This window comes from uncultured Rhodospira sp., assembly GCF_937138205.1.
In the GTDB taxonomy this organism is placed as follows: domain Bacteria; phylum Pseudomonadota; class Alphaproteobacteria; order Rhodospirillales; family Rhodospirillaceae; genus Rhodospira.
This window is the reverse complement of record NZ_CAKZOT010000031.1, coordinates 17063-33936: the sequence shown is the minus strand read 5'-3', so window position 1 is coordinate 33936 and position 16874 is coordinate 17063. Positions and strand designations below refer to the sequence as shown.

16 protein-coding genes are annotated in these 16874 nt (G+C 69.2%); 5 read left to right on the top strand and 11 right to left on the bottom strand.

Annotation, left to right across the window (positions count from 1 at the left end; all coding sequences use genetic code 11):
• Positions 1-157 precede the first annotated feature (157 nt).
• The 5 genes from Q0309_RS03355 (at position 158) to Q0309_RS03335 (ending at position 2899) form a co-directional block, all read left to right on the top strand.
• Entirely contained in the window at positions 158-850 is a 693-nt protein-coding gene (locus tag Q0309_RS03355) for a cytochrome b/b6 domain-containing protein (protein WP_299437443.1), read from the top strand.
• Between the two features lie 106 nt (positions 851-956).
• Positions 957-1397 carry a hypothetical protein gene (locus Q0309_RS03350; protein WP_299437441.1) on the top strand — a complete coding sequence of 147 codons (441 nt, stop codon included), beginning with the start codon at positions 957-959 and terminating at the stop codon, positions 1395-1397.
• Positions 1390-1929, top strand: coding sequence for a hypothetical protein (locus tag Q0309_RS03345; RefSeq protein ID WP_299437439.1), 540 nt, complete (start codon positions 1390-1392; stop codon positions 1927-1929). Before Q0309_RS03350 ends, Q0309_RS03345 begins: the two co-directional genes overlap by 8 nt.
• A gap of 41 nt (positions 1930-1970) precedes the next feature.
• Positions 1971-2420 (top strand): DUF1924 domain-containing protein, encoded by a 450-nt coding sequence (locus Q0309_RS03340; RefSeq protein WP_299437437.1) that lies wholly within the window; start codon positions 1971-1973, stop codon positions 2418-2420.
• Between the two features lie 2 nt (positions 2421-2422).
• Positions 2423-2899: a cytochrome C gene (locus Q0309_RS03335; RefSeq protein WP_299437435.1), complete on the top strand. Its 477-nt coding sequence runs from the start codon at positions 2423-2425 to the stop codon at positions 2897-2899.
• Positions 2900-3084: 185 nt separating this feature from the next.
• Here Q0309_RS03335 and rnd read toward each other — a convergent pair whose 3' ends face one another.
• The 11 genes from rnd to Q0309_RS03280 form a co-directional block, all read right to left on the bottom strand.
• A complete protein-coding gene (gene rnd / locus Q0309_RS03330) occupies positions 3085-4272 on the bottom strand; it encodes a ribonuclease D (protein WP_299437433.1) in 1188 nt (395 codons plus the stop codon).
• 76 nt (positions 4273-4348) lie between these two features.
• The gene (locus Q0309_RS03325) at positions 4349-5695 is read right to left on the bottom strand and encodes an ABC transporter ATP-binding protein (RefSeq protein ID WP_299437431.1); all 1347 of its coding nucleotides are present in this window, start codon (positions 5693-5695) and stop codon (positions 4349-4351) included.
• Positions 5685-6494, bottom strand: a complete 810-nt coding sequence (locus tag Q0309_RS03320) for an ABC transporter permease (RefSeq protein WP_299437429.1) — start codon at positions 6492-6494, stop codon at positions 5685-5687. Before Q0309_RS03320 ends, Q0309_RS03325 begins: the two co-directional genes overlap by 11 nt.
• Positions 6491-9670, bottom strand: coding sequence for a class I SAM-dependent methyltransferase (locus tag Q0309_RS03315; RefSeq protein WP_299437427.1), 3180 nt, complete (start codon positions 9668-9670; stop codon positions 6491-6493). Before Q0309_RS03315 ends, Q0309_RS03320 begins: the two co-directional genes overlap by 4 nt.
• Before the next feature lie 78 nt (positions 9671-9748).
• Complete coding sequence (locus Q0309_RS03310; RefSeq protein ID WP_299437425.1) at positions 9749-11530, bottom strand: glycosyltransferase family 2 protein; 1782 nt, start codon at positions 11528-11530, stop codon at positions 9749-9751.
• A gap of 289 nt (positions 11531-11819) precedes the next feature.
• Complete coding sequence (locus Q0309_RS03305; RefSeq protein ID WP_299437423.1) at positions 11820-12581, bottom strand: TlyA family RNA methyltransferase; 762 nt, start codon at positions 12579-12581, stop codon at positions 11820-11822.
• A 54-nt stretch (positions 12582-12635) separates the two neighbouring features.
• Positions 12636-13340, bottom strand: coding sequence for a DNA polymerase III subunit epsilon (dnaQ, locus tag Q0309_RS03300; RefSeq protein ID WP_299437421.1), 705 nt, complete (start codon positions 13338-13340; stop codon positions 12636-12638).
• Positions 13337-13939 carry a dephospho-CoA kinase gene (coaE, locus tag Q0309_RS03295; protein WP_299437419.1) on the bottom strand — a complete coding sequence of 201 codons (603 nt, stop codon included), beginning with the start codon at positions 13937-13939 and terminating at the stop codon, positions 13337-13339. The genes dnaQ and coaE overlap by 4 nt, the downstream gene beginning before the upstream one ends.
• Before the next feature lie 67 nt (positions 13940-14006).
• Positions 14007-14840 carry a shikimate dehydrogenase gene (locus tag Q0309_RS03290; protein WP_299437447.1) on the bottom strand — a complete coding sequence of 278 codons (834 nt, stop codon included), beginning with the start codon at positions 14838-14840 and terminating at the stop codon, positions 14007-14009.
• 47 nt (positions 14841-14887) lie between these two features.
• Entirely contained in the window at positions 14888-15487 is a 600-nt protein-coding gene (locus Q0309_RS03285) for a Maf family protein (protein WP_366940557.1), read from the bottom strand.
• A 5-nt stretch (positions 15488-15492) separates the two neighbouring features.
• A complete protein-coding gene (locus tag Q0309_RS03280; RefSeq protein WP_299437417.1) occupies positions 15493-16320 on the bottom strand; it encodes a pyruvate, water dikinase regulatory protein in 828 nt (275 codons plus the stop codon).
• Between the last annotated feature and the right edge of the window lie 554 nt (positions 16321-16874).

Below are 16874 nucleotides of genomic sequence, written 5' to 3'. Positions count from 1 at the left end.
CCGCTGTCCGGCAAAACCCTGAAGACGTCGCCGGCCGACTGAGGCCCGGCGCCGTGGCCGGACCGCCCCTTCCCCCTCAGGGACGCGGCGGTCCGGTCACCGTCTTTGATCCACCGCATCCAAGAGATTTGACCAAAAGCAAAGGAGCCACACACCCATGACCGACACGACCGCCGACGCCAACTCCCCTGGCCCGGAAACGACGGAAACCCGCTCCATGATGCAGGTGTGGGACCCGGTGGTGCGCATCGGCCACTGGGTTTTGGTAGGCGGATTCCTGATCTGCTACCTGACCGAGGGAGAGCCGGAATGGCTGCACAACAACGTCGGGTATCTGGTCGCCATCACCGTCATTCTGCGCCTTGTCTGGGGCTTTATCGGGCCGAAGCACGCCCGCTTTTCCGACTTCGTGCGCGGCCCCGGCGCCGCCCTGGGCTATCTGCGGGATGAACTGTCCGGCAAGGCCAAACGGTTCATCGGCCACAACCCGGCCGGCGGCCTGATGGCGCTGGCGCTGCTCGCCTCGCTGGGAGCGACCACCTACACCGGCATGGCCATGCTGGCCGAGGAGGGCGAAGGCCCCTTGGCCTCCGTCATGGGACCGACCGCCCAGGTCGCGGTGGTCGGCCCCGCGCTGGCCGATGAGGACGAGCACGAAGAATACGGCGAGCACGGCGGCGAAACCGGCGGTCACGGCGAGGCCGGCGAGCAGTGGGAAGAGATCCACGAATTTTTCGCCAACACCACGCTGGTCCTGATGGCCCTGCACATTCTCGGCGTCATCGCCAGCAGCACCGCCCACCGCGAGAACCTGGTCCGCGCCATGATCGACGGCCGCAAGCGGGCGTAGCGCGGCGGATGTCCGCGCCTGCGGCGGACCGGCTTTCGGGTCGCCGCGTCCGCCCGCCGCGCTTCCGACGCCCGAGCATCCGATTTTCTTTCCGAGGAGAGTTTCCATGATTACGCGCACCATCGTTCACGGTCTCGTCGCGGCCGGCGTCATCGCCGGAGCCGGCATGGCCTGGGCCAAGATCGGCGTGTCCGGCCTGAACGCCGTGCCCGACACCACCGGAACGAACATCACCGCCCCCGGGTCGCTCCCCGATGCCGCCGACGCGCCGCTGGTGGTGGCCGCCGCCGACACCGGCTACCGCGCCGCCCAGGCGGGCACAACGCCGGGCGCAACGCAGCGCGGACAGCGGACACGCGATGACGACCGCTGGGAGGAGCGTCGGGAGGAGCGTCGGGAGGACCGCCGCGAGTCCCACCGCGAGGACAGGGAGCATGGCCGCCAAGGCATGAACGGCGGCATGAGTGGCGGCATGAGCGGAACCGGCTACCGCTCCGGGGCTAGCGGCACCTGCGACGATTGCGCGGGAGGCCGGGACGATGACTAGACCAGACACTCCCGCCACCCCCCGCCCGTCCGGTGGCGGGGGCCGGCGCGGCCGCAACCGCCTCGCCCTGCCGGCCATGCGGGCCTGGCACGCCGTGATCAGCGGCGGGTTCCTGGTGGCCTGGCTGACCGGGGATTCTTACGACTCCTACATGATGCATCAGGTGGCCGGATACACGGTGCTGATCGCCGTTGTCGTGCGCCTGCTGGTCGGGTTGGTGGCGACCCGCGCGCCCTGGCGGCTGCCGCGCCCGTCGCCCGCCGCCGCCCGGCGCTGGCTAGCCGAGCGTCGCGGCCGCAACCCGGGCTTCGCCTGGCTGGCCGTGGCCCTGCTGATCACCGTCGGCGCCTCGGCCGGCGCCGGCATGGCCGCGCACTGGTTGCCCCAGGTCGAGGACCTGCACGGCGCCCTGACCGACGCCGCGCTATGGGTCATCGGCGCGCACGCCCTGTTCATCGTCGCCATGTTCGGTGGCCTGCGGCGCCTGCGCGCCCTGGCAGGGCGTGTCATCCCCCGCCCCCGCGAGGCCTGAACCGATTCCACCGTCACCACATAACCAAGAGGAGCCGTCCCGTGCCTGTTCCGTCCGCGCGTCTTTCCACCCTGTCCCTTGCCGCCGGCCTTGGCCTCGCGATCCTGGCGCCCATTTCGGCCCATGCCGATGCCGCCGCCGAGCGCCGGGCCATCCTGGATGCCCTGGCCGAGGAGGCCCGCGCCGCCGATCCCGCCTTCTCGGGCTTTTCCGCCGCCGCCGGCGAAACGCTGTTCCGCACCGCCTGGGCCGGCGGCGACGAGCGCACGCCATCCTGCACCGCCTGCCACACCGAGGACCCGACCGCCATGGGCCGCAACGCCAAGACCGGCCGGCCCATCGAGCCGGTGGCGGTGTCGGTCAACCCCGACCGCTTCACCGACCCGGACGAGGTGGCCAAGCAGTTCCGCCGCGACTGCAAGGCCGTGCTGGGCCGCGCTTGCACGGCCCAGGAAAAGGGCGACTACATCACCTTCATGGCGGAGCAGTGATCATGACCAGACATGCCGTTTCTCTTGCCCTCGCCCTGTCCGCCCTGGTGACCGCCGGGCCGGCCCTGGCCGATGACGACTGGATCCCGCCGGTCACCGACGCGTTGACCATGGCCGAGTGCGGTGACTGCCACATGGCGTTCCAGCCCGGGTTCCTGCCGGCGCGCTCGTGGGAGGCGATGATGGACGGCCTGGCCGATCACTTCGGCGACGACGCCACCATCGCCGCCGACAAGGCCGACCATATCCGGGCCTACCTGACCGCTAACGCCGGCGACCGCATCCGCGCCGGGATGGCGCGCGAGTACATGCGCTGGGTGCGGGCGGACGGGGTGCCCTTGCGCATCACCGAGAATCCGGCGTTCCTGGACGAGCACGACTTCCGCCCTTCGGTCTGGGAGCGCCCCGAGGTGGTCACCAAATCCAACTGCCCCGCCTGCCACACGGCCGCCGAGCGGGGATACTACGAGGACGACTGAGCCGGGGCCGGATCGACGCGCTTCATCAGACTGTCGCGCCAACGCCCCCGGGAGACGCTGGTCCGACAGGGAAGAGCGTGCGCGTGACGGAACGGGACGGCCACCGCCAGTCGAGTGAGACCTCGCGCCTCCAAATGACGCCTTGACGAGGCCTCGCGTGACCCGGATCGCCTCAGAGCCACGGGTCACGCTGCCCCTTCGCCCTCGTCGTCGGCCACCTCGACGTCGAGGGTTTCCACGCGCCGGCCGTCCTCGGAGACGGCCAGGGCCAGCCGGCCGTGTTTGAGATCAAGCGCGGCGGCGCCGAACAGCTCGCGGCGCCAGCCGTCCAGCGCCGGCACGTCGGCCTCGTCGTCGGCGGCGATGCGCTCCAGGTCGGCGCTGGAGGCCACCAGCTTCTGCGCCACCCCGGCGGCCTCGCATTTCATCTTCAACAGGACCTTAAGCAGGTCGATGATCGGACCCAGGCCCTGCGGCAGGTCCTCGCGCAGGGGCGGCTTGGGCAGGTCCGAGACCGGCCGCGCCCGGCCGCGCTCCAGGGACTCCAGAATCTCGCGGCCGTGGCGGCCCTCGGCCTGGCCGCGCGACATGGAGCGCACCTGCGCCAGCGCGTCGACCGTCTCCGGGTTCTGCGCGGCGATGTCCAGCAGGGCCTCGTCACGCAACACCCGTTGCCGGGGCAGGTCGCGCGCCTGCGCCTCGCGCTCGCGCCACGCCGCCAGTTCGATGACCAGGGCCAGGAACCGCTGCGACTTGCCGCGCACCTTCAGGCGCCGCCATGCCTCCCGCGGATCCGTCTCATAGGAGGACGGGTTGGTCAGCACCTCCATCTCCTGGTCCAGCCAGCCGGCGCGGCCGTTCTTGACCAGCATGGCGGCCAGCTTCTCGTACACCACCCGCAGGTGGGTGACGTCGGACAGGGCGTAGGTCAGGTGCTTTTGCGACAGCGGCCGGCGTGACCAGTCGGTGAAGCGCATGGTCTTGTCGATGCGCGCCTTGGCCAGCTTGCTGGCCAGGGTCTCGTAGCCCACCTGCTCGCCGAAGCCGCAGACCATCGCCGCCACCTGGGTGTCGAACAGCGGGCGCGGCAGTTCGCCCAGCATCTGGTGGAAGATCTCCAGGTCCTGGCGCGCGGCGTGAAAGACCTTCAGGACGCTGGTGTCGCGCATCAGGTCCTTCAGCGGCTCCAGGTCAAGGTCCGGGGCCAGCGGGTCGATGCAGCACGCCTCGTCCGACCCAGCGACCTGCACCAGGCACAGCTGCGGCCAATAGGTCTTCTCGCGCATGAACTCGGTGTCCACGGCGATGAACTGTTCGCCGCGGAGCCGGTCGCGAAACGCAGCCAAGTCTTCCGTTGTCTGAATCAGGGGCATACTTGCCTTCTATCCTGCGAGGCGCGTGAAGGCAAGGCGGGCGAACCATCACTGGCAAATCATAATCCTGTCACACTCAGTGTGCCGGGTTGGTGTCCATGCGGATATCCAGCATCGGCACGCCGATCAGTCCATGCGAGAAATGGCTGGCCAGCACCGTGAAGAACAGGGCGTCGTTGATCCAGTGATGGTGCAGGTGGTCGGCCTCGGTGCCCTCGGCCACGGCGGCCGTCACCGCATAGTCGCCGGCGCTCAGGTAGGGCATCTGGAAGCGGAACTCGCTGCGGAAGGGCTGGCCGGCCGCCACGCGCGGGGCCTGCTCCAGGGTCGTCAGATAGGTGTTGTCGCCGAACAGGTTCTGGCCCAGGCGGTCGCGAACATAGAAACCGATGATGGGGTTGACGAGGTCCTGGTGCGCCTCGGCCGTGACGCGGAGGATGACCTCCTCGCCGCCGTACAGGGTGGACAGGCGGGCGCCGTCGCGGTCCAGCAGGGCCACGTCGGTGATGCTGGCGCCGCGATGGCCGTGCCAATCGGCGTCGGGATCAAAGTCGAACACCTGCAGGAGGTTGGCGTGCGGCGAGGCCTTCAGCAGGTCATGGCGTGGGTCATGCACCACCTGGGGTCGCGCCGGCCCCTCGCGCTGGTGTCGGGCGCGGCCGATGCGGAAGCCGCCGCCGTCGTCCAGGCTCTCGCTGATGGCCGCCTGATACTGGTCGCAGATGTCCTTGGCCGGCCCCAGGTCCCGTACGCGCCCGGTCTCCAGCCACAGCACGCGGTCGCACAGCTTGGTGGCGGCGGCCAGGTCGTGAGTGACGAACAGGATGGTGCCGTGTTCCTTGAAGCGGTGAATGAAGCGCATACACTTCTGCGTGAACGCGGCGTCGCCGACCGACAGGATCTCGTCGATGATCAGCACATCGGCGTCGACGTGCGCGGCCACCGAGAAGGCCAGGCGGGCATACATGCCGCTGGAATAGAGCTTCACCGGCTGATGCAGGAAGTCGCCGATGCCGGCGAAGTCGATGATGCGGTCCAGCCGCTCGTCAATCTGCGCCTGCGTCAGGCCGAGGATGGACGCGGCCAGGTGGATGTTCTCCAGCCCGTTGAATTCGGGATTGAACCCGGCGCCCAGTTCCAGCAACGCGGCGACTCGGCCGTTCACCCGAACGCTGCCGCTGGTGGGGGTCAGGGTGCCGGTGATGATCTGCAACAGGGTGGACTTGCCGGCGCCGTTGCGGCCCAGCACGCCCAGGGTCTCGCCCCGGCGCACCTCGACCGAGACATCCTCCAGCGCCCAGTACGGGCGGAAGAACTGCTTGCGGCCGCGCCACAGCATCTGCCACAGGCGGTCCTGCGGCTTATCGTAGATGAAGTAGCACTTCGACAGCCCGGTCACCGCGATGGCGGTCTCAGACGACATCGGCGAACCCCTTGCGCGTGCGCGCGAACCACCACAGGCCAACCAGCGCCACGCCCCAGGCCGCCACCGCGTAGGCGCCCAGCAGCGCGAAATCCGGCAGGCGGCCGAACAGGGCCACGGCGCGCAACTGCTCGATGATGAACGTCAGCGGGTTCATGTAGATGAACACGCGGAAGGTCTCCGGCACTGCCTCGATGGGATAGAAGATCGGGCACAGGAACATGGTCACGGTGACCAGCACGCCGACCACCTGGTGCAGGTCGCGCAGGAACACGCCGATGGACGACAGCACCCAGATCAGCCCCAGCACCAGCAGGATGAACGGTGCCAGCACCAACGGCGTCAGCACCAGGGTCCACGGCGGCGGACCGTTGAGGACCACATACCCCAGTACCAGCATGATCAGGCTGGCGGCCATGTTGAACAGCGCCGAACCCACCGACACCCAGGCCATGGCCTCCAGCGGGAAGACCACCTTCTTGATGTAGGACGGGTTTTCCAGCATCAGGTTGGGCGCGCGGTTGATGCACTCGGCGAAGAAGCGGAAGACGATCAGGCCGCAGAACAGCACCAGCGCGAACTGGCCGTGGCCGCCGTCCAACTCCGTGCCCCAGCGGGCCTGGAACACGATGCTGAAGATGAAGGTGAACACCGCCAGCATGATCAACGGGGTGATCAGCGCCCACGCCAGCCCCAGCAGCGAGCCACGATAGGTCTGGGCGATCTCGCGCCGGGTCAGGCGGGCGATCAGCTTGCGGTGGGTGACCCACACCAGGAAGGGGAGGACAAGGCGGGTCATGGCCGGTCCCGGGGATCGTCCAGGATCGCCCGCACTCGCGCGCGGAACGCGGCCGGGTCGCATTCGGTCTCGATCCGCCTCAGAGCGTTGGCGCGCACGGTCTCCCACAGTGCGTCGTCGGTGTACAGCCGCGCGATCTGATCGGCGAATACCTCGGGCGTGCCCCCCACCAGCAGATCGTCGCCGTCGCGCCAGCCCAACTGTTCGGCCAGCAGCGGCGTCGCCACCACGGGGAGCCCGTGCGCGGCCGCCTCGTGGACCTTGTGCGGGATGCCGCCGGCGTAGCGCGTGGGCGCGACGAACACGCGAGTCTTGTCGTACAGGTCGGTCAGGTCGGCGACGCGCCCCAGGAGCGTCAGGCCCTTCTTGCCCAGCGCACGGATGCTCGGCGCGTCGTTGGTCCCGGCCACCAGGACCGAGACGACCTGCTCCAGCCTGGCCTCCAAAAGGGGCAGAACCTCGCGGTGGAACCACAGCAGGGAGTCCACGTTGGGCGAATCCTCGTCCTTCAGCGCGCCGACGAACAGCAGCCCGTGGCGGTCCTTGACCGGCCGCGTCGTCGGGTGCGTGATCAGACTGTGTCCCAGAACGTGCACGTCGGCGTGACCCGCGCCCCGGAACCGCGCGGCTTCCATCTCCGACACGGAGACGACCTGCGCCGCGCCCTCCGCCAGCGCCAGTTCGGCCAGAATGGCGTCCTGGGCACGGGCCGTCTCGGCGGCGTCGTGGCCGGCCAGCCTTGACTTGTGGAGATCGCGCACGGCGAAGACGGCCTCGGCGTCATAGATCAGGCGGCCGGTCGGCCGCACGTCCGGGTGGGCGTCCATCAGTTCGCGGACGGTTCGCATGTTGTGCGGGCGACTGATGATGACGGTGTCATAATAGGACCGGCGTTCGCGCAGGAACGCCTCCAGGCCCAGGCGTCCCTTGCCCATGGCCACCTCGACCCCACGAGGCAGCCACGTATAGGTTTCGTCCCAGTCCTCGTCGGGCGTGTCCAGCGGATAGAAGGTGACGAACCGCCCGCTTTCGGCGATGGCGCGCAGGAGGGTGCAGGCGCGCGGGTACCCGGCGCCCAGCGCCGGCAGGGGCACGCGGTCGTCGATGACCAGCACGGTCTCGGCCCCGGCCGGCAGGCGCTGCCGGGCGGTCAGGGCCCGCGCCGGGTCCGGCGGTTCGTGCGCGGCGTCCAGCACCGCCGCGTGTTTCGACCGGAAGAGGCCATGGTTCTTGCGCTGCTGGGCCAGCGCGTGCTCGCTCTTGCCGGCGCTGCCGAACTCGAAATGGTCGATCACGGCCAGCGGTTCGTAGACCACCCGCTGGCCGGCGGCGCGCAGCCGCATACAGAAGTCGGCTTCCTCGTAGTAGGCGGGGGCAAAGGTCTCGTCGAACCCGCCGAGGTCGAGGAACGTCTTGCGCCGGAACAGCAGGAAGGCGCCGGAGCAGTAGTCCACGTCACGCCGGAACATGGCCTCTCCCGCTTCGGGCGCCAGGTCGCGGGCATAGCCCAGACAGCTTCCGTCGCGCCAGATGATGCTGCCGGCCTCCTGCAGGCGTCCGTTCGGCAGGACGATGCGCCCGCCGACGGCGCCGACCGTGTCGTCGGAGTCCAGCGTCCGCACGGCGGCCAGCAGGCTGCCGGGGCGCATCACCGCGTCATTGTTCAGCAACAGGACGTGCTCGCCGGTGGTCTCGGGAACGGCCTGGTTGACCGCCTTGAGGAAACCCACGTTGTCGGTGTTGCGGATCACGCGGGCGCCGTCCACCCGGTCCAGCAGGGCCCCGGTCTCGTCGGTCGAGGCGTTGTCGACAATGACGACCTCGATGGGCACGGCGTGTTCAGCCGCCAATCCCCGCAAACAAGCCAGCGTCAGGGCGGCTTGGTTCCACAGCACCAGGACAACGCTGACCCGGGGGCGCGCCGAGGCCGGCAGATTCACGCGGTCGGTTCCCTCCAGCAACGCCCGCAGATCGGCATCGGTACGGGCGCGGAAGGCCGCCTTGGCGGCCTCCAGATCGGGGCCGGTGCGCTTCGCGATCACCTCCCGGGCCTGCTGCATGAAGCGCGCCCGAGCCTCCAGCAGCCGGCTTCCCCCCGGAAGGCGATGCAGGGTGCGCAGGATCAGCGCCTTGCCGTAAGGACCGATCCGCCCGCTCATCAGGACGCGCATGGGCGCCGTCATCTTCCAGGACCGGGAACTGAGAACCGCGTTCAACTGGTCCTGACTCTCGCGAAGGTCCGCCTCGCGGCGTTCAAGGTCGGCTTCGAGTGTGCGCACGTACGGGCCGATGTCCTCGTAGGCCTTGCGCACGGCCTCGGTCAGGCGGTCGACGGTGACGTTGAGCGCCTCCTGCAGGCGGTGGTGCGTCTCGGCCTGGCTTTGCACGCGGGTCTCCAGGCCGACGACGTGGTCTTCCAGCCGGCGGACGGCCAGGGTCTGCTGAAGCCCGTCCCCCATCGCCTGGAAGAAGTCGCGAACCTGCGCCGCCTCCGCTTCCGGCAGGCCGGTCAGCCACCGCACCGCCGCCGGGGGCGCGTTGCCCACCGCCAGGACGCCCAGGCCGCTGGAATGAGTGAACGTGAACGCCGGATAGCGCTCGGTCACCTCCTGCCAAAGACGCCACACACCAAAATCCGCCTGACGCTCGGCGATGTCGTGGAACAGCATGACGCCGGCCGGGCTCATCTTCGGCAGCCAGGTGTCGAAATCCTCGCGGACGGCCTCGTAGGTGTGCAGCCCGTCGATGTGAACAAGGTCGACGCTGCCGTCGGCGACCTCCCGGGCCGCGTCGGTGAACAGGCCGCGCACCAGGGTCGAAAAGCCGCCGTAGCGGGGATCGTGATACGCCTTCAGCGTCTGATAGACGGATTCCCCGTAGTGCCCGGCGTGACTGTCGCCCTCCCACGAGTCGACGCCCCATGCCTTGGTCGGCAGGCCGTGGCGCGCGATGGTCTCGCAAAAGGTGCAATAGGAGTCCCCCTTGTGGACCCCCAGTTCGACCAGCCGCCGCGGCGCCGTCTGCGTCAGCAGCCAGCGGGCGAAGGGAATGTGCCCGTGCCAGGCGTGCTTGTCGGGGCTGCGCCACTCCGGCGCCAGTGGCAGGGTGCGCAGCACCGGGTAGGGGAACAGCCCGTCCGGGCCTGCGGTCGTAACGTGCGGTCGGGCCATGGACATTCGGCATTCCTTCACATGGACACGTTGGGCCGCGCCGACGGCGGCGCCAATCAGGGTGCCTGGCCGGTCGGCTCCCGTTCAGCGTGCGGCAAGCCACGGATGGGGGCAGCGTGGCACGGCGCCGCGCACCCACCCGGGCGTCGCGAGTTCAAACGCAGGCGGTTGCAACGGGTCGTCTTGCAGCGTGACCCCCCAGCGTGCGATCAGGCCGCGTTCCTCCACCATGGCGCGGTCCCGGTTGCCGGACCGGCGGTCGTCGGTGCGGCTGACGGATTCATGGTGGACGAGGCGAGCGCCCGGCGTCCAGACGACGGCGTATCCGGCCCGCCGCAGGCGCAGGCACAGGTCCACGTCGTTGTAGGCGACAGTGAATGCCTCGTCGAATCCTCCCATGGCGCGGTAGACGTCGGCGCGGATCGCCAGGCACGCGGCGGTCACCGCGCTCACCGGCCGCTCGGTGGCGCCGGGGCCGTCGGCGATCCAGGTGTCGTCCATGAGCACGCCCAGGTGCCCGACGAGCCCCTGGTCCGCGCCCATCATGACACCGGCGTGCTGGATGCGCCCGTCCGGGTAGGACAGCAGGGCGCCGACAGCGCCGACTTCGGGCCGCAAAGCATGGGCTACCATTTCGCGCAGCCAGTCGGGGTGCACGACCTCGGTGTCGTTATTGAGGAACAGAAGCACATCGCCCTGCGCCCGGGCGGCGGCGAGGTTGTTCAGGCGCGCGAAGTTGAAGGGCTCGTCAATCCGCAGGATGCGGACGTCGCCGTGCGCGTCGATCGCTTCGAGATACGCGAGCGTTTCAGGCTCTTCGCTGCGGTTGTCGATGATGGTGATGTCCAGCGCCGGATAGTCGGTGTCGTCCAGCAGGCCGGTCACGATGCGGCGCAGGAAATCGACTTTGTCCTTGGTCGGGATGATGACAGACACGGCCGGCCAAACCGTGGGCGTCGGCACCACGCGGCGCAGACCCGTGGCCACCGCGACAACCTGCGCCGCGCGGCGGCGGCGGATCAACGCCTCTTGCACGGCCGCGCGTTCGCCGGCGTCGCGAGCCACGTCGGGAAACGGATCGCCGGCGCGCCGGAACAACGGCTCGGCCACGTGGCGGATCTGGTCGGTCCGCAGCATCTCGGCGGCGCGCAGGGCATGGGCATAGAACCACGCCGGCCCGGTGCCGGACTCACGGTCGACGCAGGCGTTGACGGCCAAGGGACTGCGGATCGCCTTCAACGCGCCGAACAGGTCACGGGTCAGGGCCAGATGCGCGTCCCACGGCTGCTTGCACAGCATCTGGTGGGCGCGCGCCGGACCACTCGCCTCGTCCTCGGCCGTTTCGTCGGCGTAGACCAGGGCGGTCGTCGGCGTCGCGGCGAAGCGCTCAGCGAGGGCGGCCAGGGCCGCCGGCTCCAGCCGTCCCGGGCGGTCGACCAGCAGGGTCAGCGGGGCCGCCTCCGGGTCAAGCGCCTTGTGCACCTGCGGTCCCATCAGTGCCAGAACCGCGCCGGACACCCGCCCATCAATGCGGGCGTAATGCGCGATGACGTCGGCCATCTCAGCGTCCGGCGGCGAGGCGTCGGCGCGGCGCACGAAGACCAGCGACCACTCCGGAAGGATCTGCGCGCGCAGGCTGTCCACGAACGCGGCCAGGGCGTCGGCGTCCCCCATGCAGCCCACGTCAACCACCACCCGGAAGCCGAGCCGGTCCTCGGCCGGCGGCAGCCGCCCGCTCCAGGACTCCCGGACCCGCGACCCGGCCACGGCCCGGCGCCACGCCGCCACGTCCTCGGCGCCGGGTCGGGCATCGGGGCGGGCGTCAGTCGCGTGGGGAGCAACGGGCTCGGAGGCCGGAGCGATCATGGAACCTTGGGCCGGAGGTGGAACGGCGCGACGGCGCGGTCGCGCCCGTTTATAGGAGGCCCCTCGAGTGTCCGCAAGACGCGCGTCGGCTCCGGTCCGGTCAGCGGGCCGTTGGTGGCGCGGAGCCTGGCACGGCGCCCGGTGGATGGGGCGGCTTGTGCTCGTCATTGCGAGGAGCGTCGCGACGAAGCAATCCAGAGCGGTTTTTTTCGCTTTACGCCCTGGATTGCTTCACCCTCGTCTTGCGACGAGGGTTCGCAATGACGAGTCACGTTTCCGCGTCGGGCCCTTACCCGCCGGCCACTCTGCGCCCCCCGATCAGGAATTCGGCGTTGCCCTCGGGACCATGGATGGGGCTGTCGGTCACACCCAGCACGCTCCAGCCCGGCCGCTCGGCCAGCCACGCGCGGATGGTCTCGCACACCTCGGCGTGCAGCGCCGGGTCGCGCACCACGCCGCCCTTGCCGACGCGCGCCTTGCCCACCTCGAACTGCGGCTTGATCAGCGCCACCAGCGCGCCGCCCGGCCGGACCTGATCCAGCGCCGCCGGCAGCACCGTGCGCAGGCCGATGAAGCTGGCGTCGCACACCACCAGGTCGACCGGTTCGGGCACGAGTTCCGCCGTCAGGTGGCGGGCGTTGGTGCGTTCCAGCACCACCACGCGATCATCGACGCGCAGCTTATGGGCCAGTTGCCCATAGCCCACGTCCACGGCATAGACCCGCGCCGCCCCTTGGCTCAGCAGCACGTCGGTGAAGCCGCCGGTCGACGCGCCCACGTCCACGCACACCCACCCGGCCGGGTCGAGCCCGAAGTGCTCCAGGCCCTTGACCAGCTTCAGGCCACCGCGCGACACCCAGGGGTGGTCCTGTCCCTTGACGGTCAGGGGAAGATCGTCCCGCACGCGCTGGCCCGGCTTGTCCAGCCGGCGCGTGTCGGAGAACACCAGGCCGGCCATGACCAGCGCCTGGGCGCGGGCGCGGCTCTCGACAAGCCCCCGATCGACGAGCAGTTGGTCGAGGCGCGGACGTTCCGCTTGGTCCTTGGTCATTCCCCCGCGACCCGGGCCACGACGCCGATCTCAGGCCTGTCCGGCCAGGGCGCCTCAGGCATGGTCCTCCCCCCGAGTCCAGATCGGGTTCTTCAGGCGGGCGAGGAACGCCGTGTGCGCCGCCCGTTCGGCCTCGGTTTCCTGGTGCGGACGCGGCGGACGAACCGGGCGGTCCGCCACCGGCGATACCCTGTCCACGTTTTCATCACTGTCCGGCCCCTGTCCCGCCAGCCGCAGGCCCGGCTCGCGCCCGCCCATCAGGTGCAGGTACACTTCGGCGAGCAGTTCGCTGTCCAGCAAGGCGCCATGCAACGTGCGGTGGGCGTTCTCGACCCCAAAGCGCTTGCACAAGGCATCCAGCGAGGCCGGCGCGCCCGGGTATTTGCGGCGTGCCATCTGCACGGTGTCGATGGCTCGATCGGGGTCGAGCCGCTCGCGGCCGAGCCGCGCCAACTCGGCGTTCAGAAACCCCATGTCGAAGCGAGCGTTGTGGATCACCAGCTTCGAATCCGCGAAAAACGCCAGCATCTCGTCCGCGATGTCGGCGAACAGGGGCTTGTCGGCCAGGAAGTCCTCGGTCAGGCCGTGCACCCGCGCGGCATCCGGCGGCATATCGCGTTCCGGGTTGATGTACCTGTGAAAGGTCTTGCCGGTCGGCATGTGGTTGATCAGTTCCAGGGCGCCGATCTCGACAATCCGGTCGCCCTCGTCCGGCTTGAACCCGGTGGTCTCGGTGTCCAGCACCACTTCGCGGGTCATCGGCGAGCCCTCCTGTCGCGCAGATCACGCACCAACCGCCGCACCGTGCGATAGGCCGGCGCCATGCCGAGCCCGGTGTTGACGACGATGTCGGTGCGGCGTCGTTTTTCCGGTTCCGCCATCTGTTTGGCCCGGATTTGGTCGAGTCGCTGCCGTGTCATCCCCGCGCGGCCCAGAACACGCTGCGCCTGAAGAAAGGCCGGGGCGGTGACCAGCATGACAAGATCGCAGCGCCGCTCGCCAACGGTTTCGAACAACAACGGCACGTCCAGCACCACCAGGGACCGGCGGGCCAACGCCTGTTGGCGCAGAAACGTCTGCTCGGCCGCGCGCACGCGCGGATGCAGGATCGCCTCCAGGCGGCGCAGGGCATCGGCGTCGCCGAACACATGTGCGCCCAGGGCCTGTCGATTCACGCGGCCGTCCTCGACCACACCGGGGAACGCCGCCGCCACCTCGGCCACCGCCGCGCCGCCCGGTCCCAGCAGCCGATGCACCACCGCGTCGGCGTCGTGGCACGGCACGTTCAGGCGGCGCATCATACGCGCCGCCGTGCTCTTGCCCATGCCGATAGAGCCGGTCAATCCGAGCACGGTCATACGCCGCCCGCCCAGACGCGGACCGTGCCGAAGACACCGCCGCGACGCGCCACGGATCCGGAAACCCTCAGCCATCAAGCACTACCCGGCGCAGCGCGTCCGTCACCTCGGGATCGACGCCGAACCACGCCTTGAAGCCCGGCCGGGCCTGATGCAGCAGCATTCCGAGGCCGTCCACCACCGGATTGCCGCGCTCGCGCGCCGCCGCCAGCAAGGATGTTTCCAGAGGCGCATAGACCAGATCAGTCACCTCCGCGCCGGCCGGCAGCGAGTCCAGGTTCAGATCCAACGGGGGCTGTCCCTGCATTCCCAGCACCGTCGTGTTGACCAGAAGGGCCGCGTCCATCATGGCCCGCCCACTTTCGGACAGCGGCGCGCAGCGGATCGGCCCACCCAGAGCATCCGCCACGGCTTCGGCCTTGTTGACGGTCCGGTTCAGCAGGCGGATTTCGGGCACGCCGGCATCCAGCAGGGCGGCACAGACCGCGCGGGCGGATCCGCCGGCGCCGAGCACCACGGCCGGCCCCGCCGCCGCGCGCCAGTCCGGCCGATGCTGGCGCAGGTTCTCCAGAAAGCCGAAGCCGTCCGTCGTGTCGCCCACCAGCCGTCCGTGATCCACGATCAGCGTGTTCACGGCGCCGATGCGTCGGGCCTGATCGGTCAATTCGTCGCAGACGCGGGCCGCGATCTCCTTGTGCGGCACGGTCACGTTGGCCCCGGCAAACCCCAGCGCCGGCAAGGCCCTGATCGCCCGTTCGGCCGTGCCTGGTGCCACGGCCAGGGGAACATAGGCTCCGTCAACGCCATACGTCCGCAGCCAGTGGCCATGCAGGCGCGGCGACCGGGAATGCGCCACCGGCCAGCCGATGACGCCCGCCACCCGCGCCGCGCCACTGAGCAACAGACCGGTGGCGGCGCCGGACAAGGGTGTGTTGTCGTTGGCCCCGCTCATTCGTCAATCACATCCAACGTCCGCAAAGCCTCCAGCAGCGGCAGCAACGGCAGACCGAGCACGGTGAACACATCGCCCTCCACCCGGGAGAAGAGTTGAACCCCCGGACCTTCCAGCCGGTAACCGCCAACCGTTCCGGTCACATCATCACCGACAGTGTCCAGATACGTCTCCAGAAACACATCCGAGAAGTCTCGCATCGTCAGACTGGCGGCGTCGATCCCCTCCCAGACCACCGCGCCGTCTCGCATCAGCACGGCGGCCGAGACCAGCCGGTGCGTGGTTCCGCGCAACCGGATCAACTGCGCCCGCGCGTCTTCCCGGTCCAAGGGCTTGTCCAGACGACACCCGTCCGCCGTCTCCAGCATCTGGTCGGCCGCGAGGACCAGTGTTTCAGGACGCTGGAGCGACACGGCCATCGCCTTGCAGTACGCCAGGGTGGCCGCAACCTCATCTGTCGTGACATCAAATCCGCCCGATGCATCTCGCACCGCGTATTCATCCACATCCGGCAGTTCGACCGCCGTTACGGGCACGCCCGCGTTGGCCAGCATGGCCCGCCGGGTCGGGCTGCCCGAGGCGAGAAGCAACGGCACCGGTGTCACCAGAACGCTCCCTTGTTGCGCTGGATGCGTTGAATGATGCCGGCCGCGACCTCCTCGATCGACTTGCGCGTCACATCGATGACCGGCCACCCCCGGCGCGCGAACAACCGCCGTGCCCGCGCCACCTCGGCCCGCACCAACTCCTCGTTGGCGTAGTCGCTGTCGACCGGCTCGTGCATGACGCGCAAACGGTTTCGCCGCAGGTCGGACAGGCTCTTGGGTTCCCGCGTCAGGCCGACGACGAGGGGTTGCCCTCCCTTGAGCGCCAGCACCTGATCCGGCACCGGGATATCCGGCACCAGCGGGATGTTGACGGCCTTGAAGCCCTTGTTGGCCAGGTACATGCACGTCGGCGTCTTGGACGTGCGCGAGACCCCAAGCACGACGACATCCGCGTCCTCCAGGCCCTCCAGAAGCTGCCCGTCATCGTGCGCCAGGGTGTAGTGAATGGCATCGATGCGCCGGAAATAGGCGTCGTCGAGGGTATGCTGGCGGCCGGGATCGGTGCGGAATTCCGCCTGGAAGTAGTGCTTCAGCGTGTTCATCACCGGATCGAGGATGGACACGCACGGCACGTTCAACTCGCGGCAGGCATCCTCCAGCACCGCGCGCACCTCGGGATCCACCAGCGTGAAGAGAACCACGCCGGGATTGTTCTCGATCCCCTCGATCAGGCGGCGAATCTGGCCCGGCGTCCGCACCAGCCACCACAGGTGCTGGTGCACATTGGGGATGACGTCGAACTGCACCAGGCACGCCCGCACGGCGCTGCTGACCGTCTCGCCCGTGGCATCGGACACCAGATGGAGATGATAGTCGGTCACGACGGCACCCGACTCCGACAGACGAAAACGAAGACGACAGGACGCGAGGGGCACACCGCCGCGCCCGAGATCCGACGGGGCGGCATGTCCGTAAACAGCGAGGAACCGGTCACCGAGTCCCGGGATAACCCTGTGGATCGGCGAGGGACGATGGGGGTAAACCGCATCGCGGCGGCAGGCCCCGATTTGTACCGCGTTTTTCCCATCGCGGTCACCCCTCGGTTATCCGCAGGCGGACAAATGACTCACAGCCCCGTGAATGCTGGGGATGGCGATGGCCCGGTCCGCGGCTTATCCCCGCTCTCCCCATTTTTACGACGCCCCGCCCCGCGCCTGCGACTTCAAGGCCCGACTCCGCGATACCGCGCCGGTTGTCCCCAGACCTGTCCCCAGACACACCCGGAGCCCGGCCGACCCCCCGCCCGGTTTGGGATGGCTGTCGGACAGCCATGAATCCCCAGGATCCCCCCCTCCAACAACCTCACCATCCCTTTCAATTCTTCTTTTCTATGTTTAGAAGGAGGGTCCCCGACGGGTCGGCTCCCAGGCGCTTG